The organism is Methylobacterium sp. J-043 (genome assembly GCF_022829505.1).
Taxonomy (GTDB): Bacteria; Pseudomonadota; Alphaproteobacteria; order Rhizobiales; family Beijerinckiaceae; genus Methylobacterium; species Methylobacterium extorquens_A.
The window spans coordinates 58,589-83,231 of the sequence record NZ_JAKSYB010000075.1 but is presented as its reverse complement, the minus strand read 5'-3'; the positions used below and the strand labels follow the sequence as shown (position 1 = coordinate 83,231).

At 68.4% G+C, this 24,643-nt stretch carries 18 protein-coding genes and 1 tRNA gene; 8 read left to right on the top strand and 11 right to left on the bottom strand.

The window, feature by feature from the left end:
- The first annotated feature begins 457 nt into the window (after positions 1-457).
- Both MKK50_RS23595 and MKK50_RS23590 read left to right on the top strand, forming a co-directional pair.
- Positions 458-3,160, top strand: coding sequence for a DUF2339 domain-containing protein (locus tag MKK50_RS23595; protein WP_499025614.1), 2,703 nt, complete (start codon positions 458-460; stop codon positions 3,158-3,160).
- A gap of 453 nt (positions 3,161-3,613) precedes the next feature.
- Positions 3,614-4,003, top strand: coding sequence for a hypothetical protein (locus tag MKK50_RS23590; protein ID WP_499025613.1), 390 nt, complete (start codon positions 3,614-3,616; stop codon positions 4,001-4,003).
- A 37-nt stretch (positions 4,004-4,040) separates the two neighbouring features.
- Here the strand turns inward: MKK50_RS23590 and MKK50_RS23585 are convergent, their stop codons facing one another.
- Together MKK50_RS23585 and MKK50_RS23580 are read right to left on the bottom strand one after the other, a co-directional pair.
- Complete coding sequence (locus MKK50_RS23585) at positions 4,041-5,342, bottom strand: MFS transporter (protein WP_253369646.1); 1,302 nt, start codon at positions 5,340-5,342, stop codon at positions 4,041-4,043.
- An 89-nt stretch (positions 5,343-5,431) separates the two neighbouring features.
- Complete coding sequence (locus tag MKK50_RS23580) at positions 5,432-6,607, bottom strand: pyridoxal-phosphate-dependent aminotransferase family protein (protein ID WP_499025611.1); 1,176 nt, start codon at positions 6,605-6,607, stop codon at positions 5,432-5,434.
- A gap of 163 nt (positions 6,608-6,770) precedes the next feature.
- On the opposite strand from MKK50_RS23580, the gene MKK50_RS23575 reads away from it, so the two are divergent.
- The gene (locus MKK50_RS23575) at positions 6,771-7,562 is read left to right on the top strand and encodes a GntR family transcriptional regulator (RefSeq protein ID WP_499025610.1); all 792 of its coding nucleotides are present in this window, start codon (positions 6,771-6,773) and stop codon (positions 7,560-7,562) included.
- Between the two features lie 55 nt (positions 7,563-7,617).
- Positions 7,618-8,394 carry a hydroxypyruvate isomerase gene (hyi, locus tag MKK50_RS23570; protein WP_499025608.1) on the top strand — a complete coding sequence of 259 codons (777 nt, stop codon included), beginning with the start codon at positions 7,618-7,620 and terminating at the stop codon, positions 8,392-8,394.
- 70 nt (positions 8,395-8,464) lie between these two features.
- On the opposite strand, the gene MKK50_RS23565 is transcribed toward hyi, so the two are convergent.
- On the bottom strand, positions 8,465-9,493 hold the full coding sequence (locus MKK50_RS23565; protein ID WP_499025607.1) for an AraC family transcriptional regulator: 1,029 nt from the start codon (positions 9,491-9,493) through the stop codon (positions 8,465-8,467).
- A 119-nt stretch (positions 9,494-9,612) separates the two neighbouring features.
- Between MKK50_RS23565 and MKK50_RS23560 the strand changes: the two genes are divergently transcribed.
- On the top strand, positions 9,613-10,128 hold the full coding sequence (locus MKK50_RS23560; RefSeq protein WP_499025605.1) for a DUF2380 domain-containing protein: 516 nt from the start codon (positions 9,613-9,615) through the stop codon (positions 10,126-10,128).
- A 45-nt stretch (positions 10,129-10,173) separates the two neighbouring features.
- Here the strand turns inward: MKK50_RS23560 and MKK50_RS23555 are convergent, their stop codons facing one another.
- The 4 genes from MKK50_RS23555 to MKK50_RS23540 form a co-directional block, all read right to left on the bottom strand.
- A complete protein-coding gene (locus tag MKK50_RS23555; protein ID WP_499025604.1) occupies positions 10,174-11,046 on the bottom strand; it encodes an SDR family oxidoreductase in 873 nt (290 codons plus the stop codon).
- Positions 11,047-11,123: 77 nt separating this feature from the next.
- Entirely contained in the window at positions 11,124-14,096 is a 2,973-nt protein-coding gene (locus tag MKK50_RS23550) for an FAD-binding and (Fe-S)-binding domain-containing protein (protein WP_499025602.1), read from the bottom strand.
- A gap of 182 nt (positions 14,097-14,278) precedes the next feature.
- The gene (locus tag MKK50_RS23545) at positions 14,279-15,652 is read right to left on the bottom strand and encodes a polyhydroxyalkanoate depolymerase (RefSeq protein ID WP_499025601.1); all 1,374 of its coding nucleotides are present in this window, start codon (positions 15,650-15,652) and stop codon (positions 14,279-14,281) included.
- 407 nt (positions 15,653-16,059) lie between these two features.
- Entirely contained in the window at positions 16,060-17,493 is a 1,434-nt protein-coding gene (locus MKK50_RS23540; protein WP_499025599.1) for an NAD-dependent succinate-semialdehyde dehydrogenase, read from the bottom strand.
- A 339-nt stretch (positions 17,494-17,832) separates the two neighbouring features.
- Between MKK50_RS23540 and MKK50_RS23535 the strand changes: the two genes are divergently transcribed.
- The gene (locus MKK50_RS23535; RefSeq protein WP_499025598.1) at positions 17,833-19,023 is read left to right on the top strand and encodes an amidase; all 1,191 of its coding nucleotides are present in this window, start codon (positions 17,833-17,835) and stop codon (positions 19,021-19,023) included.
- 214 nt (positions 19,024-19,237) lie between these two features.
- On the opposite strand, the gene MKK50_RS23530 is transcribed toward MKK50_RS23535, so the two are convergent.
- Entirely contained in the window at positions 19,238-20,278 is a 1,041-nt protein-coding gene (locus tag MKK50_RS23530) for a Hint domain-containing protein (RefSeq protein WP_499025597.1), read from the bottom strand.
- A 734-nt stretch (positions 20,279-21,012) separates the two neighbouring features.
- On the opposite strand from MKK50_RS23530, the gene MKK50_RS23525 reads away from it, so the two are divergent.
- Positions 21,013-21,570, top strand: coding sequence for a recombinase family protein (locus MKK50_RS23525; RefSeq protein ID WP_499025769.1), 558 nt, complete (start codon positions 21,013-21,015; stop codon positions 21,568-21,570).
- A 379-nt stretch (positions 21,571-21,949) separates the two neighbouring features.
- On the opposite strand, the gene MKK50_RS23520 is transcribed toward MKK50_RS23525, so the two are convergent.
- From MKK50_RS23520 to MKK50_RS23510, 3 genes are all read right to left on the bottom strand, one after another.
- Entirely contained in the window at positions 21,950-22,432 is a 483-nt protein-coding gene (locus tag MKK50_RS23520; RefSeq protein ID WP_499025595.1) for a DUF4113 domain-containing protein, read from the bottom strand.
- Positions 22,433-23,236: 804 nt separating this feature from the next.
- Positions 23,237-23,321: transfer RNA gene (locus MKK50_RS23515), tRNA-Leu, on the bottom strand.
- A gap of 123 nt (positions 23,322-23,444) precedes the next feature.
- Positions 23,445-23,750 carry a FliM/FliN family flagellar motor switch protein gene (locus tag MKK50_RS23510; protein ID WP_253369623.1) on the bottom strand — a complete coding sequence of 102 codons (306 nt, stop codon included), beginning with the start codon at positions 23,748-23,750 and terminating at the stop codon, positions 23,445-23,447.
- Between the two features lie 57 nt (positions 23,751-23,807).
- On the opposite strand from MKK50_RS23510, the gene lipB reads away from it, so the two are divergent.
- Positions 23,808-24,539, top strand: a complete 732-nt coding sequence (gene lipB / locus MKK50_RS23505; protein WP_499025594.1) for a lipoyl(octanoyl) transferase LipB — start codon at positions 23,808-23,810, stop codon at positions 24,537-24,539.
- The last annotated feature ends 104 nt before the right edge of the window (positions 24,540-24,643 follow it).

Genomic DNA, 24,643 nt, shown 5'->3' with positions numbered 1-24,643 from the left:
GAGTCGCAATGATATCGGATGTCTCATTTGGGATGAGACACCCGATGGTGTCGATGTTGAGGTTGGCCCAGGTGTCGTCGTTCCTGATTCTGTGCGCTTATCCATCGACTGCCTGAAGATCGATTGTCGTTGCGCCGTCGTCGAACGCGAGGGTTGCCGTCTTCATCTCGCCTTCGTTCGCTGAGGCGGCATCGCGCGGGCATCCGCTGCGAACACCTGAACCGCCAAGCATTTGCAAGATCGCGCGATCCGTAGGAATCGTGACACCGCGATTTCACGAGCGTGTGAGCCCCCGCACCCGTAAGGGCCGGAAACGAGGCTAGAGCCGTATCCAACCTGATTGCATCAGGCCGGCGTCTCTAGATCCTTGTTTTGACGCGCATTCTTTCGACGAACCGGTTTTCACGTCGTCGGAATGCGCTCTAGCTTCGCCGCTCCCGTATCGGACGGTCGGCCTATGGACGATAGTTTTTTCCTGAGCGCGGCACTGATCGTGCTGGCGCTCGCGCTGTCCGGTCCGGCCGGCCTGCTGCTGGCGTTGCGGCAGCGCCACCATATCCGGGTGCTCGAGCGGCGCCTCGCTCTGGTGGAGGCGCGTCCGATCGCCGGCGCCAAGCCCATCGCAGCCCCGATCCCTGCGCCGGAGCCGGTTCGTCCGGAAGCGGCGCCTGAAGCGGTGCCACCCGCTCCGTCGCCCGTCTCCCCGCCCGCACCGCCGCGCGGTGCCGTTCCAGCCGTGGCACGGGAGCGGCCGATTTCGGCCCCCGCCCCCTCCATCGAGGAGCGCTTCGGCACCCGCTGGACCGTGTGGGTCGGCGGCCTCGCCCTCGCCTTCGGCGCGGTGCTGCTCGTGCGCTACTCGGCCGAGCGCGGCCTGTTCGGGCCGGGCGTGCGTATCGCGGGCGCTCTTGCCCTCGCCTTCGGCCTCGTCGGGCTCGGAGAGTTCCTGCGACGGCGCCTGCGCGGATCGGAGCCCGTGCCTCCGATCTGGCCCGATGTGCCGGCCATGGTCACCGCCGCCGGCACGGTCGGCCTGTTCGGCGCGGTCTACGCCGCGCACGCCCTCTACGGCTTCATCGGGCCGGGCCTGGCCTTCGCGGGATTGGCGGCGACGGGCCTCGCCGCCATGGTCGCCGCCCTGCTGCACGGGCCGGCGCTCGCCGGGATCGGCCTTGTCGGGGCGCTCGCCACGCCGCTTCTCGTCGGGGGCGGGGGGACGAGCCTTTGGCCGCTCGCCCTCTACCTGCCTGTGGTGGCAGGCAGCGCCTACGCCTTCGCCTGGCTGAAGGGCTGGCGTGCGCTCGCGGTGGCGGGCGGCGTCGGCGCGGCGGCCTGGGCCCTGTTCCTCACCGTCCTGCCCGGTGAGAGTGTCGCCGTGCAGGTTCACCTCGTGCTGCAGCAGGCGCTGGCGATCCTCGTCTTCGCCGTCCTGCCGGGGCGCGGCGTGCCCGATGAGCAAGCGCGCCTCGACCGCTTCGCCGCCCTCGCCCTCACGGTGACGGGGGGCGTGGCGCTGGCGGTGCTCGGCCTGACGGCGCATGCGGGCGGCGGCCTGGGTTGGGCCGCCGCTGCCCTGGCGGCGATCGTGCTGCCCGCGCTTGCGGGGTTCGTCGCCGCGCCCGCCGCCGCAGGGGGCGTCGTCGCGGCCCTGACGCTCGCCGGCGCCCTCGTGCTCTGGCCGGAGGCGGCCGAGCCTTTGAACGCCCCCTTCTTCTTCCTCTGGTCCGGCACGGATCATCCCGGCTTGCTGCTGGCACTGGCTTTGGCCGGATCGCTCGCGGTCGCGGGTCTCGGCGCGCTGCGGCTCCTGGGGGCCAGCCGCCTGCCCTACGTCACCGCGCTGGCCTTCGCGGCGGGCGCGGCGGGGGCGCCCCTCGTGGCACTCGCCCTGGCCTATCTGCGCCTCGCGGGCGGCGCGGTGGCGCCGGACTTCGCCGCCGCCGCGGGGGCACTGGCCGCCGGATTCTGCGGTCTTGCCGTCCTGTGCCGACGGCAGGGTGACGCGACCCCCTCCCCGGCCCTCACCCTCGGGCTCGCCGCCTTCGCCGCGGCGGCGGTGGCGAGCCTGTGCCTCGGCCTCGTCTTCGCCCTCGCGGGCGGCTCGCTGACGCCGGCCCTCGCCGGGGCGGCGCTCGCCACCGGCCTGATCGCCCGGCGCCTCGATATCCCGGCCCTGCGCTGGTGCGTGGCAGGTCTGGCCGTCATCGTCGCCGCGCGGCTCGCCTGGGATCCGGCGCTGATCCAGGGCGGCCTGTCGGACCGGCTCATCCTCAACGGGCTCGTGACCGCCTACGGCCTGCCGGCCCTGTGCTTCGGCCTTGCCGCCTGGGCGATCCGCCGACCGGATCGCCCGGCGGACATCCCGGAGCAGGTAGCGCAGGCCTTGAGCCTTCTGCTCTCGGGCCTGTTCGTCTTCTTGGAGATCCGTCACACGCTCCATGGCGGCACCCTGGCCGATCCAGGTACGAGCGTGCTGGAACAGGGTCTGACGACGCTGACCGCCCTCGGCTTCTCCCTGGTGCTGGTGCGGTTCTCCGGGCCCTCGGCCTCGCCGGTGATCCGCTTTGCTGGCCTCGCCTTCGCCTGCCTCGCCCTGTTCCAGGGCGCGCTCGGCCTCGGGCTCGCCGCCAACCCGCTCCTGACCGACGAGCCAGTCACGGGCGGGCTCATCCTGAACGACGCCGTGCTCGCCTACGCCCTGCCGGCGGCGGCGGCCTTCGCCCTGGCGCGGGCGGCGCGGCAAGCGGGACAAGACGTGCGGCCCGTCTGGTTCGTGCGCATGGCCGGTGGTCTGGGGCTGGCCCTGAGCTTCCTCGCCCTGTGCCTTGCCGTACGCCACGGCTTCCAGGGCGAGCGGCTCGGGCTCGACCGGGAGACCGGACAGGCGGAGTGGTACGCCTACTCGGCGGTATGGCTCGGCCTGGGCCTCGTCGCCCTCGGCTACGGCATCCTGCGCGGGTCGGCGACCGCGCGGCTGGCCTCCGCCGTGCTGGTGGGGCTGGCGACGCTCAAGGTGTTCCTGTTCGACCTCTCAGGCCTGGAGGGGCCGCTGCGGGCGCTGTCCTTCCTCGGGCTCGGCGGCTGCCTGATCGGCATCGGTCTCGTCTACCAGCGCCTCGTCTTCGCGCCCGCTCCCCGGCCGGCCACGCCGGATGCGTGAGACGGTCCCGTTCCGGCACGCGGCCCGTTTCCGGCATTGACCGTCAGCTAACCGGTCGCGGTCATTCTACCGGGGAGCCACGTTGCGTATCGGCTCGGTCGTGCGAACGACACCCCCCGCCGTCTCCGAGTGGACGGCGGGGACGCCTGCCCCGTCCCGCTTGAAGGCCGGACGCGAGCGCGGTTCGACGAAGCGGTGATGCAATGCCGCCGAACGCCCTCTCCCCGCTGACACCAACGCGGCGCTGAGCGTGGTGAGCCGGGCCAACCCGCCGGTGACGATCCGTCCGTTCGACGGCGGAGGCGCGGCACGCCGACGGCCCCGCGCTCGCTTTCCGCTCCGTCTCGGGCTTGGCAGGTCCCGTGCCTGATCCTTTAAAGGGGCACCGGTCCCTTGTCCCTTCGTCGCGGCAGGGCCATGGGTTCGGAACCGAGGATACGGGACACAGAGCGCATGGCGAAGCCGGGGGACGAAGACGAGCAGGCCATCGACCGCCTGACCCTGTACATGCTCAAGGAGACGTACTGCGCCGCTGCGGGCGCCCTGATGCGGATGAGCCCGCAGGCGGCCGGGGCCCTGTTCGAAGCCTTCGAGCGGCAGATCGCCGACGCGCTCCAGCGCATGCACGCCCACCGCTCGGAGGGGCCGGATTCAACCGCGATCGCCCTGGCGGTCGGCGACCGGATCGCCGACATCCTCGATCAGGCCCATCGCCGTCAGTTCGAGCCGGCGACCGCAACGGGACTCGAGGACCGCAGCCTCACGGCCGTACGGGAGGCGGGCATCTCGAACGAGGCGGTCGAGATGCTGGCGGACCTCCAGCGCCGCTTCCCCCTGCCCTGAACCGTCGCCGCGGGGAGAGCGCGGCGACGGGACGGTCCTACTCCGCCGGCACCACCTGCGGTGTCAGCGGCGCCGGTTCATCTTCGAACGGGCGCTCGGGATGCATGGTGAAGGCGAGGCCCGCGCCCAAAAGTAGCAGGCCGACCGACCCGGCAAACGGCAGGATCCAGTTGCCGGTGAGATCCACGATCAGGCCGAAGGTGAGCGGCGAGACGATCGCGGCAAACGCCGAGCCGAAATTCATCAGCCCGCTCGCGGTGCCGGCATATTGGGGCGCGATGTCCATCGGCACCGACCAGATCGGCCCGATCACCAGTTCGAGGAAGAAGAAGCCGCCGCTGAGCAGCAGCGCCACCAGGGTCAGTTCCTTGGTGAAGAACACGCCCGCGAGGCAGGCGGCGGCGCCCAGCATGCCGAAGCAGATCACGTTGCGGCGCGCCTTCTGCAGGTCGCCGGTCTTCTTCAGGATACGGTCAGAGATCACGCCGCCGAGCGTGTCGCCGACGACGCCGGCAAAGAACACGCCCGAGGCGAACAGGGCCGAATTCTTGATGTCGAGGCCGTAGCCGTCCTTGAAGAACGAGGGCAGCCAGTTGAGGTAGAGCCACAGCGACCAGCCGTAGCAGAAATAGGTCAGCGTGACGGGTGCCATGCGCGGGATCAGCCGGCGCCACGGCACCGGCGGTTTGGCGGCGGGCTTCGCCGTCCGGTCATGGATCGCCAGCCGCTCCAGATCCTCATTCGTGACGGCCTTATGCTCGCGCGGATCGTCCCGGTAGTAGAAGACCCACACCAGCACCCAGGCGAAGCTGACGATGCCGAGCACGACGAAGGCGCCGCGCCAGCCGACATAGGCCATCATCAGCACCACCATCGGCGGCGTGATGGCGTTGCCGAAGCGGGCGAAAGAGTGGGTGATGCCCTGCGCGAAGCCGCGCTGGTCCTTGGCCACCCAGGACTGCATCGCCCGCGTGGCGGTGGGGAAGGTGGCGCCCTCGCCGAAGCCGAGGGCGAAGCGGGCCAGGAACAGCGAGACCACGCCGCCGACGAAGCCGGTTGCCACCGTCGCCGCCGCCCAGATCAGGCCGCAGATGAACAGCGTGCGCCGCGCACCCCACTTGTCGGCCATGGCGCCGCCGATGATCTGGAACACCGCGTAGGGGTAGGCGAAGGCCGAGAAGATGAGGCCAAGTTCGGTGTTGCTGAGGCCGAGTTCGCGCTTGATCTCCGGGGCGGCGGTGCCGACGTTGACCCGATCGACATAGGTGATGAAGTACATCAGGCAGAGCAGGAACAGCACCATGCCCGGCGCCGTCACGCGGCGTGGGATCGTGATCATCGGGGCTTCCTCCGGTTCTCATGAGCAATCACCCCTGGCTCCGCATCTGACGCGCGGCTCGGCCCGGGGCGTGGGCGTTCGGGGAAAGATCAGCCGTCGAGGCCGGCGCGCAGAGTCGTCATGGCGGCGAGCACGCCGCCCGGCCGGTGCGGCACGCCGGCGGCCGCCAAGCCCATCTCGACGCCGGACAGCGCGCCCATCAGAGTCAGATCGTTGGTCTCGCCGAGATGGCCGATGCGGAAGATTCTGTCGGCGAGCTTCGACAGCCCGGCGCCGAGGGACATGTCGAATTTCTCGAGCACCCGCGCGCGGAAGGCGTCCGCGCTATGGCCTTCCGGCATCATCACCGCGGTGAGCACCGGCGAGTGCTCGTCCGGGTTCCGGCACAGCACTTCGAGGCCCCAGGCCTCGACCGCGGCGCGGGTCGCGGCGGCGAGCCGCTGGTGGCGGGCGAAGACGTTGTCGAGCCCTTCTTCGAGCAGAATCGCGACCGCCTCGCGCAGGCCGTAGAGCAGGTTGGTGGCCGGCGTGTAGGGGAAGTAGCCGTTGGCGTTGGGCTTCAGCATCTCCTCCCAATCCCAGTAGGAGCGGGGGAGGTTGTTGGATTTTCCGGCCGCCCGCGCCTTGTCCGAGATCGCGGTGAAGCCGAGGCCCGGCGGCAGCATCAGCCCTTTTTGCGAGCCGCTGACGGTGACGTCGACGCCCCACTCGTCGTGGCGGACATCGACCGAACCGAGGGAAGAGATCGTATCGACCAGCAGCAGGGCCGGGTGGCCGGCGGCATCGATCGCCCGGCGGATGGCGGGGATGCGGCTCGTGACGCCGGTGGAGGTCTCGTTGTGGACCACCATCACCGCCTTGAAGGAATGGCCCCGATCCTCGGCGAGCCGCGCCTCGACCTGGGCCGGATCGACGCCGTGGCGCCAATCGCCGGGCACGAACTCGACCTCAATGCCCCACCGCGCCGCCATCTGCCGCCACAGGGTGGCGAAGTGCCCGGTCTCGAACATCAGCACCCGGTCACCGGACGAGAGCGTGTTGACGATCGCCGCCTCCCAGGCCCCCGTGCCGGAGCCCGGATAGATCACCACCGGCCCCTTCGTGCGGAAGATCGTGCGGCACCCCTCCAGCACCTCGCGGCCGAGCACGCCGAATTCCGGTCCGCGATGGTCGATCACCTGCCGGTCCATGGCACGCAGCACCCGCTCCGGCACCGGGCTCGGTCCCGGAATGTGCAGGAAGTGTCGTCCGGTGCGGCGCGTCATGGGTCCTCCCGTTCGGCCAGATGCCGGGCGTTTCACGTCACGCCCGGTCATTTCATCCTGCAAGTTTGCATTCATTTTTAGCCGAGACAAGAAGTATCATGCCTACATTCGTCCCATCGACGGCGGTTGAGCCCGCTGCTACCAATCGGCCATGACTTCCGCCATGACACGCGCCGAACGCGAATCGGAGGGCGCGGACGGCCCGGTCCCGCTCCCGGTCGAACTTCAGGCCAAGGTCCAGGCCAAGGTTCAGGCGACGCCTCGGGAAAACCTCGTCCATTCCCTCCACGACGCGGTGCTGGCGCGGCTGCGCGAGTTCATCGTCGAGGGCAATCTCGCGCCGGGTGTCCGCGTCCCCGAACGGCTCCTGTGCGAGCGCTTCGGCATCTCGCGCACGCCCCTGCGCGAGGCGCTGAAGGTGCTGGCCTCGGAGGGGCTGATCGACCTGCTGCCGAACCGCGGCGCGCGGGTGCGCCGGATCGGCGAGGGAGAGATCGTCGAGCTGTTCGACGTGATGGGCGGGCTGGAGGCCCTAGCCGGGCGGCTTGCCTGCGAGCGCATGACGGACGAGGCCTATGCCGAGGTCGAACGGCTCCATCACGAGATGTACGGCCACTATCTGCGGCGCGATCTGCACGGCTACTTCGCCTGCAATCAGGCGATCCACGACCGCATCGTCCAGGCCGCCGACAACGCTCCCTTGAGCGCCACCTATGCCAGCTTCGCGGGACGTCTGCGGCGGGCGCGCTACTCGGCCAATCTCGATGCCAACCGCGACCGCTGGGGCGAGGCGATGCGCGAGCACGAGGAAATCCTCGATGCCCTGCGCCGCCGGGCCGGGGCGGAGCTCAGCGACATCCTGTTCCGCCACCTGCGCAACAAACGGAAGGCTGCCGCTGACAGGGAGGCCTCGCAGCCTGCTGCCAGCGAGCCGGCAACCGCCGACAGCAAGTGATGTCGGCAAAACCCATCATTTTTGAATGCACTTTGCGCGACCGAACGGCCCGGATATGCCTCGCTTTGCCGCCAACCTGAGCCTGCTGTTCACCGAGATGCCGCTGCTCGACCGGTTCGCGGGGGCCCGCGCCGCCGGGTTCGCAGCGGTGGAGATGCAGTTTCCCTATGCCGAGACGAAGGCCGCGCTGGCGCACCGCCTCGCGGAGACGGGCTTGCCGCTGGTGCTGCACAACCTGCCGCCCGGCGATTGGGCGGCGGGCGAGCGCGGCATCGCCATCCTACCCGACCGGGTGCCTGAGTTTCGTGAGGGCGTCGCGCGGGCGATCGACTATGCCGGGGCGCTCGGATGCCGGCAGATCAACTGTCTCGCCGGCCTCGCACCGCCGGGCGCCGAGCGAGCGCGCCTTCTCGTGACACTGACCGAAAACCTCGCCTACGCCGCCGACGCGCTGGGCAAGGCAGGCATCCGGCTGTTGATCGAGCCGATCAACGACCGCGACATGCCGGGCTTCTTCCTGAACCGCCTTGCCGACGCCGCTCGCGTGATCGAGGGGTTAGGCTCCGAAAATCTCTTCATCCAGGCAGACCTCTACCACATGGCGATGATGGGCGAGGATCTGGCCACGGAACTCACAACGCACCGCGCCCGCATCGCCCACGTGCAGATCGCCGACGCCCCCGGCCGCCACGAGCCCGGCACCGGCCGCATCGACTTTTCCGCTGCGTTCGCGGCCCTCGACGCCTCGGGCTACGCTGGCCTCATCGGCTGCGAATACATCCCCGCGGCCCGCACCGAGGTGGGCCTCGGCTGGATGTCGGCCTACAGATAGTCCCGGGATTCCAAAGGGATCATCCCTTTGGCGGGGTGTTGGGGCAGCGCCCCGGCATTCTTCCAGGGCTCTACCCTGGACCCGCGAAAGGACTCGTCCTTTCGAAACCTGGACTTTTGCGGTGCAGGCGCCGCCACAGGCTCGGGGTCACGCCGGTCCAGCCGAGGAAGGCGCGGGTGAAGTGGGCCGCGTCGGCGTAGCCGAGATCGAGGGCGATCCGGCCGATGGGCGCCATGCCCTCCGCCAGCAGCGCCTCGGCCCGCGCCCGTAGGACGCCTTGGAGGATCGGTGCGAAGCCCGTGCCCTCCCCCTCCAGCCGGCGCTGCAGGCTGCGCCGCGACAGGCCGAGCCGGCGGGCGACCCCATCGATCGAGGGACGGCCGTCGAAGAGCGCAAGTTCGATCAGACCGGCAACGCAGGCCGTCAGCCCACCGGGCGGCACTGAGGGCGCCGCTTCGAGGAGCGGGCCGGGGGCCGGGTTCGGCGTCGCCAGAAGCGCGGCGTCGAAGTGCAGGCCCGCGTGCGGGCCGAGGCCCAGGTCGCAATCGAAGACCCGCTCGATCTCGGCCCGATCGGGAAGGACCGCGCCGGTCAGCACCGCCCGCTGCGGCCGCCAGCGCGGCCCGAGAAAGTGGCGCACGGTGCCGAGCAGGTAGCCGAGCGCCAGCATCTCGTTGGTCTGCCGCCCCGCCTCGATCCGCTCGGTGACGGCGTAGCCGTAGACGGCGCCCTCGCCCTCCCGGCGCAGCAGGCCGGTCCAAGTCGCGGTCTGAAGGAGTGTCGGTGTGATCGTCTCGACCCGCGCCAGCGCCTCGCCGAGGGTCGCGCAGGCCCGCACATGCCGGCCGATGGCACCGAGGCCGCCGATGCCGGTGGCGGTCGCGAGCCGCGCGGGCAGCGCGGGGTCGCCGCTTTCGCGAACCGCCTCTTCCACGAGGCGAAACTGGTCGCGCAGCAGGATGAGACGGTCGGGCGTATCCATCACGGCAAACGGCATCTCGGCCCTCCGGAACACCCGCGCAACCGAGCCGCCCCTCGCCTCCACCGCTGTCACGATCGGGCCCATCGTGCAGGCCCGCGTCAGTCCGAGCCTGTTCATGCGCCCTCCTCCCGAGGAGCAGGCTCGGCCGGGTGGCATCGAATGGCAAGAGCCCACGCGCCGAGCGTCGTAGCGTCCGCCCGAGCCGCCGCGTGCGGCGTCGCCGAGGTGGGGTGAGCATGAACGGACTGCGTTCTACCAGATCGGCGGGGCGGCTCGCTGCGGCCGGTTTCATCCTCGCGGCGTTGCTGTCGGCTCCGCGTGCCGAACCGCGACCGCCCACACTGGCGATCCTGCCGCTCAAGCTCCTCGACACCTCGGGCGAGCCGATCGACCAAGGGCCCGAGCACGCTCGACGACTCGCGGCGATGGCGCGGGGTCTCGCGGAGGATCTCGACGCGGGCGGGGGCTATCGCACCCTGCTCGTCACCGCGGCGACGCTGCGCGGCCGCTGTCCGGACGAGCGGCCGGACTGCCTCCTCGAGGCGGCGCGGGAGGCCGGTGCGAGCCGTGTCTTCGTCGGCGTGGTCCACAAAAGCAGCACGCTCATCTTGCAGCTCTTCGCACGGGTGGCCGATGCCCGCACCGGTCATGCTCTGCTGACCCGCGACCTCAACTTCCGCGGCGATACCGACGAGGCGTGGCGCCGCGCCGGCGTGTTTCTGGCCGGCCAGATCCGGGAGGCCGGACCCTGACCGGTTCAAGTCCGCCGCCCCGTGATCGAGGCGGCGGAGCGTTGTTCAGAAGATCGGCATGCCACCCGCGACGGTAATGAGGGCGCCGGAAGTGTAGCTGCTCTCTTCGGCCGCCAGCATCACGTAGGCCGAGGCGAGCTCCGCCGGCTGGCCGGGGCGGTTGAACGGCACTTGGCTGCCGAAGGTCTTCACCGCCTCCTTGCTCATCCCGGCCGGGATGAACGGGGTCCAGATCGGGCCCGGCAGCACGCCGTTCACGCGGATGCCCTTCTCGGCCAGCAACTGTGCGAGGCCGAGCACCATGTTGCTGAGCGCGCCTTTGGTGGCGCTGTAGGCGAACAGGGTCGGCACCGGGTGCTTGGAATTGACCGAGGAGGTGAAGATCACCGACGCGCCGGGCTTCAGGTGCGCGAGTGCCGCCTTGGTGGCGTAGAACGGGCCGAAGATGTTGGTCTGGAAGTGCTTCTCGAAGATCGCGTCGTCGATGTCGGTGACGCCCTGGTTCGGCTGCTGGAAGGCGGCGTTGTTCACCAGGATATCGAGCCGACCGAATTCCCTGACCGTGCGGTCGACGATCTCGCGGGCATAGGCCGCGTCCTTGATGTCGCCGGGGAGCAGCAGGGCGCGCCGGCCCGCCCGCTCGATCCAGGCCCCGACGGCCTCCGCGTCCTTCTGCTCGTCGGGGAGGTACGAGATCGCGACGTCCGCGCCCTCGCGGGCATAGGCGATCGCCACCGCACGGCCGATGCCGCTGTCGCCGCCCGTCACCAGGGCCGCTTTGCCGGTGAGCCGGCCGGAGCCCTTGTAGCTCTCCTCACCGTGATCCGGCTCGGGCGCCATCTTACCCGTTTGGCCGGGAAAGCTCTGGGGCGGCGTCTCGAAGGGCGGGCGCGGGTACTTCGTCAGCGGATCGGTCATCACGGCTCCTGTTCGGGGATCGCCGCGACAACCGGATGAGAGGGCCTCCGTTCCGAAGCGGCGACCCTGAGCCGCGGTCAGCCCGCCGGCACGAGGGCTGCGTCGAGCACGCGGGCGACGTGGATCGCGTCGCGGCCGAGGCCGTCGTGGATCTGGTGGCGGCAACTCGTGCCGTCGGCGACCACGATGTCGGCGGCGGACGCCTTCCGCAGGGCCGGGAACAGCGACAGCTCGGCCATGGCGAGGGAGACGTCGATGGTGTCCTTACCGTAGCCGAAGGCGCCGGCCATGCCGCAGCAGCTCGATTCGATGACGCGCACATCGAGCCCCGGTACCGCGCGCAGCACCGCCTCCACCGGCGCAAACGCCCCGAAGCTCTTCTGGTGGCAGTGGCCGTGCAGGTGGGCGACCCGGCCGCCCTGATCGGCGAGCGGAAGGCTGATGCGGCCCGCCGCGAGATCGGCGGCGAGCAGTTCCTCGAACAGGAAGGCTTGGCCGGCGAGTTCGCTCGCCTCCTCGCGCGGCAGCAACGACAGGAATTCGTCGCGGAAGGTGAGGAGGCAGGAGGGCTCCAGGCCGACCACGCGGGCGCCGGCCCGCACGAAGGGCAGCAGCGTGTCGAGGGTGCGCCGGGCTTCCTCCCGCGCCCGGTCGGTCTGGCCGGAGGCGAGATAGGTGCGGCCACAGCAGAGCGGGCGGCGGCCCCCGTGGGCGACGACGCGATGCAGGCGGTAGCCAGCGGCCCGCAGCACCCGCTCGGCGGCTTCCAGGTTCTCGCGCTCGAACGCGCGGTTGAAGGTGTCGCCGAACAGGACGAGATCGCGGTGGTCGCCCGCCACGTCCTGCGGGTGGGCAACCTCGCCGGTCTCGCGCCAGGGCCGGCGCCATTCCGGCAGCGAGCGACGGGCCGAAAAGCCGGCCCAGGCCTCACCGAACCGGGCGAGCGCCGGATAGCGGTTGCGCAGGTTGAGCAGGGGTGCGAGGGCGGCGGCGACGCCCGCGTAGCGCGGCATCTCGGCGACCAGCCGCTCCTTCAGCGGCAGGCCGTGCCGGGCATGGTAGTGGTGGAGGAACTCAACCTTCATCTTGGCCATGTCGACGCCGGTCGGGCATTCCCGGCGGCAGGCCTTGCACGACACGCACAGGTCCATCGTGCGCTTCATCTCAGGCGACAGGAACGCGTCCGGCCCGAGCTGGCCCGAGATCGCGAGGCGCAGCGAGTTGGCTCGTCCGCGGGTCAGATGCTGCTCATCGCGGGTGGCGCGGTAGGAGGGGCACATCGCGCCGCCGGCGAGCTTCCGGCAGGTGCCGTTGTTGTTGCACATCTCCACCGCCGGGCCGAACCCGCCCCAGTCCGACCAATCCAGCGCCGTCTTGTGCGGGGCGCTCACGGCATAGTCGGGGCCGAACCGCATCAGCGTGCGGTCGTCCATCTTGAGCGGGCGGACGATCTTGTTCGGGTTCAGGCGGTTGTCGGGGTCGAAGCCGTCCTTCACCCTTTCGAAGGCGCGTGTGAGTGTTGCGCCGAACAATGGCTCCACGAATTCCGAGCGCGAGATGCCGTCGCCGTGCTCGCCCGAGTAGGAGCCCTTGTGGCGGCGCACCAGTTCCGCCGTCTCCTCGGCGATGGCACGCATCTTCCGCACATCGCCGCCCTGCTTCATGTCGAGGATCGGGCGCACATGCAGGCAGCCGACGGAGGCGTGCGCGTACCACGTGCCGCGGGTGCCGTGCCGCGAGAACACCTCGGTGACCGCGTCGGTGTAGTCGGCCAGATGCTCCAGGGGGACGGCGCAATCCTCGATGAAGGATACCGGCTTGGCGTCGCCTTTCATCGACATCATGATGTTGAGGCAGGCCTCGCGCACCTCCCAGACCGCCTTCTGACGGTTCGGCTCCACCACCTCGACCACGGCGTCGGGAAAGCCGTGATCGGCCATGCACTGGTCGAGGCGCTTCAGGTCGCGCTTCAGTGTGGCGAGGTCGTCGCCCGCGAACTCGGTCAGCAGCAGGCAGTTCGGGGCGCCCTTCGTGATGTCGGCCAGGGTCGTGCGGAACAGCGGGATGTCGGCGCCGAGCACGAGCACGTTGTTGTCGACGAGTTCGACCGCCACGGGGTCGAGGCCGACGATCGCCTTCGTCGTCTCCATCGCGGCGCGAAACGAGGGGAAGTGGCACACGCCCATCGCCCGGTGGACCGGCAGGCGCGAGAGCTTGAGCGTCACCGCAGTGGTGGCGGCCAGCGTCCCCTCCGAGCCGACGAGGAGGTGGGCGAGGTTCGGGCGCGGTTCGATCAGGGAATCGAGATTGTAGCCCCCGACCCGCCGCTGCACCTTCGGGTACATCGTCTCGATTTCGTCGCGGTGGGCCTCCGCCAGAGCGACCATGCGTCGAGCCAGATCCTCCGCCCGCGCGCCGCCGGTCACGGCGCTCGCCGCGTTGCCGGTGAGCCCGAAGCCGAAGGCGGCGCCGTCGTGGAACAACGCCTCCAGAGCGAGCACGTTGTCGCTCATCTTGCCGTAGCGCAGCGAGCGGGCGCCGCAGGAATTGTTGCCGGCCATGCCGCCGATGGTGCAGCGGGTCGCGGTCGAGGGCTCGACGGGGAAGAACCAGCCATCCGCCTTCAGCCGGGCGTTGAGGCGTTCCAGCACGTGGCCGGGCTCGACCGTGACCGTGCCGCCTTCCGCGTCGTAGGCGAGCACGCCGTTGAAGTGGCGCGAGCAATCGACCACGAGGCCGGAGCCGATCGGCTGGCCGTTCTGCGAGGTGCCGCCGCCGCGCAGGATCACGGGGACGTCGTAGTCGGCCGCCACCTTCAATGTCGCGGCGATGTCGGCGGCACTCTTGGGGAAGACCACGCCCGCCGGCATGATCTGGTAGATCGAGGCGTCGGTCGCGTAGCGTCCGCGGGTGAAGGCGTCGAAGCGGGCTTCGCCCTGCAGCACCTCTGCGAGCTTGCGCGGCAATCCGGCCGCGTTGCGGGCCTTCGCACGCGCGCTGGAGGCCGGTGCCTCGGACGCCGCCTCGGCCGGTTTCGCGCTCGCGCCCAAGTGGAACCTCCCTCCCCGCGCCACACCCTGTACGAGCGCATGGCTTTTTGAATGCATAATTCTTGCGCGAGGTCGGGTCAAACGCGGCGGGATCGCAGCGTCCCTTCCACGGCAAAGCGGCCGCCGAGGGGATCGGCGGCCGCTTCGACGGGTGGGTGTTGGAGAACGGTTGGGAGCACCGGTTACAGGGCGATCCGCTGCGGGATCGCGTCCGGTCGATCCTGCCGATCGACCATGGGCTCGGGCAGCACGATGGCGCGGGCGGACACAGCGCGCGGAGACTGCATGACGGGGGCCTGGCGCAGGAGGATCGGGTTTGGTTCCGGTGCCGGCACGACCGGTGCCGGACGCGGCGCGGCGAGCCGCAGGCTGCGCTCCATGAAGCCGCGCACCAGCGGCACGATGTCCTGGCGGAAACGCGAGCCGTTGAAGATGCCGTAATGCCCGGCGCCCGGCTGCATGTGGTAGGTCTTGGCCGCCTCGGGCAGGTTCACCGCGAGGTCGAGCGCCGCCCTGGTCTGGCCAAGTCCGGTGATGTCGTCCTTCTCGCCCTCCACGGCCATCAGGTGGCATCGGCGGATCGCGCTAAGATCGACGGGCTCACCGCGATGGCGCAGGGTGCCGCGCGGCAGATCGTGACGGATGAAGACCCGCTCGATTGTCTCGAGGTAGAACTCGGCGGTCAGGTCCATGACCGCGAGGTACTCGTCGTAGAAGGCGCGGTGGCGGGCGGCCGAGTCGCCATCGCCGCGCACGAGATGGTCGAACATCGCGTGGTGGGCGTCCCGGTGGCGCTCGAGATTCATCCCCATGAAGCCGGCGAGTTGCAAGAAGCCCGGATAGACCGCGCGGCCCGCGCCTGGATATCCGCCCGGCACAGTGTGGATGCAGTGCCGCTCGAACCACGCGAAGCCCTTTTCCTCGGCCATGGTGTTGACGGCGGTCGGCGAGCGGCGGGTATCGACCGGACCGCCCATCAGCACGGCCGAGCGCGGCGTGAGCGGGTGATCCTCCGCCTCCATGCGGGCGATGGCAGCGAGCACCGGCACGGAGGGCTGGCACACGGCCGCGACGTGGAGATCCGGCCCGAGCGCCGCGAACAGGGCGATACAGGTATCGATGTAGTCGTCGAGGCCGAACCGGCCGGCGCTGGCCGGCACCTGACGGGCGTCGGACCAATCGGTGATGAAGACCTGATGGCTGGGGAGGAACGCCTCGACCGTGCCCCGCAGCAGCGTGGCGTAATGGCCCGACATCGGTGCGACGATCAGCAGCTTCGGCTTAGCATCCAGCTCCGGGGAAGGCTCGCCAAAGGCGACGACGCGGCAGAACGGGCGCTTCCAGACGATGCGTTCCGGCACGCCGAGCCCGAAAGCCGGCTTGGCGTAGACGCGGGTGACACGCTCGAACATCTCGCAGCCCGCGGCCATGGTCCGGCTCTGCGGGGCGTAGGCGAAGGGATTGAACGGGTTCTCGCAGGCAAGCTTGGTGGCTTCCACCGCCAAGCGCATCGGTGCGAGCATGAGATGGCCGGCCTCGTAAAGAGGATACAGCATGCGAGCGCTTCCCTGGGAGCAGCTCGCTTGAATCAAGCTGTCCTTTTCTTGAGTTCGTGAGGGCTAAAACTCCCGAACCCTAGAAAAAGTTTCGTTTGCTCAAGTGGGGCTGTGGATCAGGACAGTTTCACCCCTCTCATGCCAAATCCGGTTGATCCCTTCGGGATGGCGGATTTGAGCTTCGCTCAGTCGCCGCGCGGGCTTGCTGATCCGGTCCCCGCTTGGATCAAGCGGAAACCGTATCATAAGTCGCGCTCTATCGGCTTGGCGGACGCCACGCGTCTCACACAACGCCCGCTGCGCCGCCGCTCCTGTAGGGGCGACGACGGGTGACCGGACGTCGTGGAAGGCGGGCTTAACGGGTGACGCGGCGGCCGGGGCGGCGGGCCACGGCGCACCCGGCCCGGTCAGGCGTTGGCCTGCGTCACGAACTTCGTCGTGAGATAGGCCTCGATCGCCTCCGAGCCGCCCTCGCTGCCGTAGCCGGAATCCTTCACGCCGCCGAAGGGCGTCTCGGGCAGCGCGATGCCGTGATGGTTGATCGAGATCATACCTGCCTCGACCCCCGCCCCGACCCGGTTCGCCCGGGTGCCGGAGCGGGTATAGGCGTAGGCCGCCAGCCCGTAGGGCAGACGGTTGGCCTCGGTGAGCGCCTCCGCTTCATCGGAGAAGCGCCGGATCGCCGCGATCGGCCCGAACGGCTCCTCGTTCATGATCCGGGCCTCCAGCGGCACGTCGGCGAAAACGGTCGGCTCGAAGAAGTGACCGCGATTGCCGATGCGGCTGCCGCCGGTGAGGAGGCGCGCGCCCTTGGCTTCGGCATCGGCCACGAACGCCTCCATCGCCTCCACCCGACGGCCGTGGACGAGCGGGCCCATCTGCGTCTCGGGATCGAGGCCGTCGCCGACCTTGAGCGCTTTCGAAGCAGCCACGAAGCCGTCGACGAAGCGGTCGTACACACCCTCCTGCACGAGGAAGCGGGTCGGGGCGACGCAGACCTGGCCGGCGTTGCGGTACTTGTTGGCGGACAGCACCCGCACGGCGGTCTCGATGTCGGCATCATCGAACACGATCGCCGGGGCATGGCCGCCGAGTTCCATCGTCGCCCGCTTCATGTGCTGGCCCGCGAGCGCCGCGAGCTGCTTTCCGACCGAGGTCGAGCCGGTGAAGGTGATCTTGCGGATCACCGGATGCGGGATGAGATAGCCGGAAATCTCGGCCGGATCGCCGTAGACCAACGCGAGCGCGTCGCCCGGTACGCCCGCGTCGAGGAAGGCGCGCACCAGTTCTGCGCAGGAGGCCGGGGTATCCTCCGGCCCCTTGAGGATCACGGGGCAGCCGGTGCAGAGCGCCGCCGAGAGCTTGCGCACCGCCTGATTGATCGGGAAGTTCCAGGGCGTGAAGGCCGCCACCGGCCCGACCGGCTCGCGGGTGACGATCTGCAGCACGCCCTCGGCGCGGGCGGGGATGACCCGGCCGTAGGCGCGCCGGCCCTCTTCGGCGAACCACTCGATGATGTCGGCGGCCACCCCGGTCTCGACCCGCGACTCGGCGAGCGGCTTGCCCTGCTCGACGGTCATGGTGCGGGCGATGTCTTCCGCGCGCTCGCGCAGCAGCGCGGCGGCCCGGCGCAGCACCCTGGACCGGTTGAAGGCGGAGACCCGCCGCCAGGCGGCAAAGCCCCGCTCGGCCGCCTCCAGCGCCTCATCGAGGTCCGCTCGCGTCGCGACCGCGACCCGGCCGATCGCCTCGCCCGTGGCCGGGTTGAGAACGGCCAGGGTCTCGCCGCCGCCACCGGGACGCCAGCGGCCGGCGATGTGAAGCGAAACGTCGAGGTCCATGGCCATCTCCGTACGAGGGATGGCCTTCATATAGGTCCTGCACGCGTGCGGCACCCCGGCTCCGGCCGAACACCGCCGGTCGGCCTCGCCCGTGGAATGCCCCTGCTACCGGATATTCGGCGAGAGGCGGAGATTCGGTGAAAGGGAAGAGCGAGAGGAACCCAGCCGGCGCGATCGCGTCCTCGTTCGGTGCCTCACGAGACTTCCGGTCGCGGGCCGCTTCCTCTCCGGGCACGACAGCGCGGCGGGCGTGTTGTGAGAGACATCGAGGCTCGCCCCTCCTTCGCAACCTCCGCAGCGGTTCGGCTCTTCCGAACCCGCTGCCGGCCCGGATCAACGATGACATCCACACCCATCAACGCCTTCGTGACGGATTGCGAGATTGCGTCCCGCCACGCCTCCGACGGCCGCTTGAGCGGAATGACCTTCGGGGTGAAGGACCTGCTCGACGTCGCGGGCGTGCCAACCGGGGCGGGCAACCCGGACTGGCGCCGGACGCACGCGGTGCCGGAGCGAACCGCGCCGAGCGTCGCCCGATTGCTCGATGCGGGTGCAAGGCTCGTCGGAAAGACGATCACCGACGAACTCGCCTGGGATCTCGACGGCGAGAACGCGCATCACGGCACGCCCGTCAACGTCGCCGCCCCGGGGCGGATACCGGGCGGCTCGTCGTCGGGATCGGCCGCCGCGACTGCCGCCGGGTTGTGCGATTTCGCCATCGGCACCGATACGGGCGGGTCGGTACGCCTGCCGGCCAGCTTCTGCGGCCTCTACGGGATACGCCCCACCCATGGCCGCATTCCGTCGGAGGGCGTGGTTCCGCTGGCCCCGAGCTTCGACACCATCGGCTGGTTCGCACGCGATCCGCAGGTTCTTCGGGCGGTCTCCGAAGTCATGCTCGGCGCTGCGGGCGAGGTGGCGCCGACCGAGCGGCTGGTGATCGCGGACGACCTGTTCGCCCTGGCCTCGCCCGCGATCCGTGCGGCCCTGAGCCCGGCCGTCGAGCGGCTCGCCGCCCGCGTGCGACGGGTCGAGCACGTCACGGTCGCCGACGGGGACGCCCCCGTGTGGCGCGACGCTTTTCGAACGATCCAAGCGCGGGAGGCATGGACCACGCACCGCGACTGGATTCAGCGGACCGACCCATCCTTCGGAACGGATATCCGGGAGCATATCGAGGAAGGGGAGCATCTCGATGCGGACGTCGTGGCGCGAGCGCAGGCGGTCCGCGACGAGGTTCGGGCGCGTATGAGCCGGCTCGTCGTGCCCGGAACCCTTCTCGTCTTGCCGACCGCTCCGGATATCGCTCCGCGCCTCGACTCATCGGAAGCCGAGCGCGACGACATCCGCGACCGCGCCCATCGGATGCTCTGCCTCGCCGGGCATGCTGGCCTGCCTCAACTTTCGCTGCCGCTCGCGACCTCACACGGCTGCCCGATCGGCCTCTCGGCGATCGCGGCGCACGGGCAGGATGAGGCGCTGGTCAGTTTGGCCACGCGTCTTGCCGAGCGTCTTGCCGAAGCGAGGTGACGCGGGCGGCAGGCGGCAGGGGATGGCCGCTCGCCCGGAACATCATCCCGATCGGGATCCGAGCACGAAACGCCGGAGCGTTCCGAATTCGCTGGGCCCGCACCCCACCGGTGTCCTTACGGTTTGGGGCTCCTGCGCGGATGTCGGCGCGTCGCACGAAAGCGCCCCTGCCGAACCCGGCAGGGGCGCTCGCAACGTCAACGCCGTCGAAGGATTACGCGGCGAGCCACGCCGGCATGTCGGTCCAGGCGCTGTGCCCATCAAGCTCCGCGGCAAAGACGCCGTCGAGCCGTGCACGCTCCCGCTCGACGAAGGCACCGTCCACCGCCACCGGGCGGCAGCGGCCGTGCTCGCCGGCCGGCACGAAGTTCGGATCCGTCAGCATGCCGTCCTCGCCGGCGAACCACACGCGGCTGCCCATGTCGTAGTAGCTCTCGGCGGCCAGACCTTCGGCGAGCAGGATGTCGTGCGCATCCAGCTCGACATGCCAGTAGGTCACCTGCGTCGCCGGCTCGCGGACGATGGAGGTGCCGTTGATCAGGCACATCACGGGCACCAGCACGCCGCCCTCGCCGTTGGCATCGGCGCCGACGAGCACCGGATGGCCGTGCGAGAGGCGCAGATCGCGCGCCGGGAGGCCGGGGCCGAAGGCGCCTGCGCGGATCCGGATGGGCTGCTCGTTGTGGGGCAGCGCCTCGCTCTTGGCATCAAGGGCGCGGTTGCCGATCCAAGTGATGGGACGCAGCGTGCCGGAGGCCGTCACGGCGAGATCGCCGACGGTCAGATCCTCGACCGCCACCTCGCCGCGGGCGGTGCGGATGAGCGTGCCGGTGGTGAAGCAGGGCGCGGCCTGGACGTTGTAATCGCCGAGCGTGTTGTTGCCGTCGGCGAGGAAGCGTGTCCGGGTGGAGCCCGCAGGCGGGTTCGAGCCGACTACCTGCGTGTTCGAGAGAAGGTAGCGGTAGTTGCCGGCCGCCGTCTCACCGGGCGGGATGGCCCTGCTCACGAACAGGATCTGGCCAGAATTGTCGAACTGCGTCGAGGTCAACTGAATGGACGTTCCGGCAAAACCAGCTGGAGCATCGGCTCCATAGGTCAGCGTTACTGGATCGCCTACAACGTTGATGGTGCCGCTTACGCTCACGGAATAGGTCGAAGCGGTATCGACCTGAAAATTTCCAGATGCACCACCGTCGTCGGTTCCGAGGAAGCCGGCAGAATACGTCGTATTGTTGAAAGTGATCGGCAAAGCCATAGTTCATCCCTCCCGTTTTGAGCGGGCGCTTTTGTCTTCAGTTATGCGCCGGGCGATCATTCGGCGACGGAATGCAGAGAGATGGGCTCCATTTCAGGAGCGCCTGCGGCCTCAACGCTGCCTTGCTCTAACTCTGCTTTCGGTCACGGTCCGAACATGCGGGGAACCTGCGACGCCGACAATCCATCGAGACGGGTTATTTGCTGGTCGGATTATTTTTCTCTCATGATCGTGTGCGGCTGTGCCAGATCTGCAACATTTTTCAGCCGAAACTGCTTACGCTTCAGTCATTTAGGCATTTTAGATCGGGATCTTTCGGCAATAAAATTGCGCTTAGATCTTGCGTCTCGCGGGGTCAATGCGCTGATTGGTTGGCAGGACGGAAAAGAGCCGCCCTCGACGCCGAAACACGGTTCGCAGTCCCGGTTTCGGGACGATCTCGAGCGGGGGTGGTGGACGGCGCCGCCCTGCCGGGCTCCCTCCTCCCCGGCCCGAGGCGAGGGCGCCACCGGATGTCCCCGGATGGGACAGTGAAGCCGGCGGCTGCCTTGCATGACGAGGACAGCCACCAACTGGCTGTTGCGGTCGGAGCCGCACAGCCGGTGGTACGATGCCATCGCATGGGGGGCGATGCCGGCTTGACGACCACATGACGACTTGCGCTGCTACGCGCGGAGCCATCCTGAGAGACGGAACGCCATGGCAACCCGCTTGACCAGCAAGACAGTCGCTCAATCGGCTCGGTCCAATATACCGGTCAGGTTAGCGTCGTCACCCGCATAGACCGCCTTGCACGCTCCATCGCTGCCCTGTCTGGTATCGTAAAGCGGATGGAGGCTGCGGGAGTGGTTCTTGTCGCCATTGAGCAACCCATCGAGACGTCAACGCCTGCCGGTCGCTGCTTCCCACAGATGCTTGGGGTCTTCGCTGCGTTCGAGAATGCCATAGGGCGCGAGCGTCAGATGGAGGGTATCGCGAAGGCCAAAGCCGAAGGGGCGTTCAAGGGCCGCAAGCCTTCCATCGACGCAACTCGTGTGAGGGAGCTGGCAGCATCCGGCATGGGCGAAACCGCCATCGCCAAGGAACTCGGGGTTAGCCAAGCTTCGGTCTACCGGCTGATCGGGAGGAATCGTACAACAGTTGTTGCTATTGCCCGACCGACAAACTGTCGTCTGACGCAACGTGATAGAGACAACGACGGGGCGTTTTTTGCCCTCCCCACATGTTCCCGCGGATCGGAAAGCGTTCGTCCCACCGCGCCATCTGAAAGAATTCAATCCCACAGATCTTAACTTGAAATAAAAAGCAAATTTGTCCCGTAGTTGGAATTATAAATCAATATAACCTGCGCTGGATAACACAATTCCGACAATTTCCCCGCAGATAGGTTGCGCACAATATGGACGGGAACGACACAACGTCATGGATATCCAACGGGCGCGACTCATCGGTGGTGTCGCTTCGATCATGCTTTCGTTAACACTGTGTGGACTGGCGTCTTACATCGAAGGTCGCATAATACTTTTCTAATCAACTTTTGATTCTTCATACCTCGTCTGTAGGTAGGCGCCTATAAGAAAACCCCCTTGAAGTGCTGATAAGTATGACAAGAACAACAGCACATCAACCAACGAAAATGACCAGCGTATAATCGACGCCGTAATCCATATGCTAGCGATGGCGATGGATGCAAGGATTAGGGTGTTTGTCTGATACGTCCGCCCGATAAGGGCCCCCGTAGCTAGTGATATCGCTGCAACTAGCATCGTTCACTCGCACAAAACTCAAACTAAGCATCATCAATGATGGCGCGATCGGCGAATCCCCATGGCGCACTACCAGTGACATTGCGTGGCTCATTGATTGTATCGAATGATCATAAAGCGTGATTGATGTATGTAGGTCCCGCGTTGCAAAAGCATTTTCCACGCGTGGTTGTCGGATCGTGGGAAGTTCATTGATTCGCGTCGTGTAGCGGGGCGAACGTATATCGAACTTAGTGAACCATGGTCGGGCCTTAACCCAACCGGACGATGCCAGAACCACGCTCCCCCGTCCGTGGCGGCGGTTGCAGTGGTCCAGGGCGTTTGTCAGCGGCCGACTGCGCTCCCGATCCCTACCGATCAAGGCGCGCTGAGACGTTTCGAGACGCATCAGGTCCGTGGTGATGATGCCGGTCCTCTCAATTAGCCCGGTCCAAAGCCAGCCGGTCAGGTCAGCGGCCAGCCGCGGGCACCAACGACGAGCAGCGGCGAAGGTGGGGTTTCGTGCGTTAGGCCGACCGCTGAGGCCGCTGAGAGGATCGCAGCCACCTCACCGTCCCGGAACGTGCGCTCCCGCTTGGCGACCCTCTTGGGCTCCTCCGGGCTCTCGCCCGTGACCGGTTTCGATAGCAACAGCTTTCCACCGTGAAGCCCGCAGGCCCAGGCGAACACGGACCTGACGGCCACGAGGTCGTTCCGGTTGATGGCACTGGGATGAACGCCCTCCACGTCGCGTGAAGGCGCAGAACCTCGGCATAGACGCCTGACGGCCCCGGCTCATCAGCCATGGCGTGGACCCACTCCCGGTAGGCTAAGCCGCCAAGGGCTGTGATCTGTCGTTGGTTGAGCCGTGTCGGCCCTTTCCGCTGGGCCTCCCAGAACCGCTTAAAAGCTCCATCAGCGACCGAGCGGCGGCTTCGAGCTTCGGCTATGTCCGTGGTCAGGAGGGAAGCTTGGATGGCGTCACCGACCATTACGGTGAGAAGGCATCGCCCACCGGAAGAGCCACGCTCTGACCCTTCACGCTGTAGAGAAGGTCATGTGGCGTGCGCTGGCGCAGGTAGTAGGTCCCGGTCTTCGGGTGCTTCCACGATCAGGCTGTCATGAGGGTCATGCGTGAAGCCGCTGTGTAAAAGCGCGGTCTTCATCAACCCATTGTAAAGACCAACCTTATGACTTCCAACAGGAAGTAGGTTGGTGCGGCCAAGAGGACTCGAACCTCCACCCCTCGCGGGACTAGCACCTCAAGCTAGCGCGTCTACCAATTCCGCCATGGCCGCCCTTGCCGCCGTGCCGCTTGTGGCGGCCGGTGTCTTGTGTGGGCGGCGCAGCGGATAACAGATGCCCGGGGCCTGCACAAGCGCCGGATGCGCTTCTTCGCGTTTTGCCGCCTCGAAATCCGCTCAGGGCATCGTGCCCGCATCGTCGAGGATCGGCACGGCGCCCTCGCCGATGGTCACGCCGGGGGTGCGCACGACCTCGGCTTTGCGGATCAGCTCGGTCACCTCTACGGAGATGCGGTTGCCGGTCACCACGATCTGCCCGCGGGCGATGGGGTGGTCGTTGGCGAGGATCTCGACCATGTCGGTCTCGGTGGCCTCCAACTCGATCACCGCACCGCGGCCCATGCGCAGCAGCATGTGCAGCGGCATGTGGCTGCGCCCCAGCACGACCTTGAGATCGACCTGCAATTCGTCCAGGACCGCCACGCGCGGATGCTCCGTTTCTTAAAGCCCGGAAAACCTTCCGCACGCGATGGTGAAGTCTTGGTAAACAATTCCTTCACGGCACCCGCTTCCCGGCTTTCGATCGCACCCGCGACATTCCTGCCGTGCGCGGACGCACCGCCGGTGGCTTGGCGCGTAACCGACAGCCTTATCGACTACCAGGAGGCGGAGGCCGAGATGGAGGCCCGCGCCGCCGCGATCGCCCGGGGCGAGGCGGACGAGTTGGTGTGGCTCTTGGAGCATCCGCCGCTCTACACGGCGGGCACTTCGGCCAAGACCGTTGACCTCGTCGAGCCGGAGCGCTTCCCCGTCCACCGCACGGGCCGGGGCGGGCAGTACACCTATCACGGGCCCGGCCAGCGCATCGCCTACGTGATGCTCGACCTCAACCGGCGCAGGCCCGACCTGCGGGCCTATGTGGCGAGCCTGGAGGCGTGGCTGATCGCGACGCTCGACGCCTACAACATCCGGGCTGAGCGCCGCGAGGACCGGGTCGGGGTCTGGGTGCGGCGGCCGGACAAGGGGCCGACCGTTGAGGACAAGATCGCGGCGATCGGCATCCGGGTGCGACGCTGGGTGAGCCTGCACGGCATCAGCCTCAACGTCGAGCCGGACCTCGCCCACTTCTCCGGCATCGTGCCGTGCGGCGTGCGCGAGCACGGCGTGACGAGCTTGGCCGACCTCGGCCGCATCGTCAGTCTGCCCGAGGTGGACATGGCGCTGCGCGCCGCCTTCGAGCCGATCTTCGGCCCGACACGCGACGAGGCCTGAAATCCGGGTTTCGAAAGGGATCATCCCTTTCGCGGGTCCAGGGCGGAGCCCTGGTGGTGGGTGAGCCGGGGCGCTGCCCAGGCGCCCCGCCAAAGGGGTGACCC

Bases quoted from the DNA above. Each gene is read 5' to 3' on its own strand.
- MKK50_RS23595 (WP_499025614.1), top strand. From the start codon at position 458: ATGGACGATAGTTTTTTCCTGAGCGCGGCACTGATCGTGCTGGCGCTC.
- MKK50_RS23590 (WP_499025613.1), top strand. From the start codon at position 3,614: ATGGCGAAGCCGGGGGACGAAGACGAGCAGGCCATCGACCGCCTGACC.
- MKK50_RS23585 (WP_253369646.1), bottom strand. From the start codon at position 5,342: ATGATCACGATCCCACGCCGCGTGACGGCGCCGGGCATGGTGCTGTTC.
- MKK50_RS23580 (WP_499025611.1), bottom strand. From the start codon at position 6,607: ATGACGCGCCGCACCGGACGACACTTCCTGCACATTCCGGGACCGAGC.
- MKK50_RS23575 (WP_499025610.1), top strand. From the start codon at position 6,771: ATGACACGCGCCGAACGCGAATCGGAGGGCGCGGACGGCCCGGTCCCG.
- hyi (WP_499025608.1), top strand. From the start codon at position 7,618: ATGCCTCGCTTTGCCGCCAACCTGAGCCTGCTGTTCACCGAGATGCCG.
- MKK50_RS23565 (WP_499025607.1), bottom strand. From the start codon at position 9,493: ATGAACAGGCTCGGACTGACGCGGGCCTGCACGATGGGCCCGATCGTG.
- MKK50_RS23560 (WP_499025605.1), top strand. From the start codon at position 9,613: ATGAACGGACTGCGTTCTACCAGATCGGCGGGGCGGCTCGCTGCGGCC.
- MKK50_RS23555 (WP_499025604.1), bottom strand. From the start codon at position 11,046: ATGACCGATCCGCTGACGAAGTACCCGCGCCCGCCCTTCGAGACGCCG.
- MKK50_RS23545 (WP_499025601.1), bottom strand. From the start codon at position 15,652: ATGCTGTATCCTCTTTACGAGGCCGGCCATCTCATGCTCGCACCGATG.
- MKK50_RS23540 (WP_499025599.1), bottom strand. From the start codon at position 17,493: ATGGACCTCGACGTTTCGCTTCACATCGCCGGCCGCTGGCGTCCCGGT.
- MKK50_RS23535 (WP_499025598.1), top strand. From the start codon at position 17,833: ATGACATCCACACCCATCAACGCCTTCGTGACGGATTGCGAGATTGCG.
- MKK50_RS23530 (WP_499025597.1), bottom strand. From the start codon at position 20,278: ATGGCTTTGCCGATCACTTTCAACAATACGACGTATTCTGCCGGCTTC.
- MKK50_RS23520 (WP_499025595.1), bottom strand. From the start codon at position 22,432: ATGCGTCTCGAAACGTCTCAGCGCGCCTTGATCGGTAGGGATCGGGAG.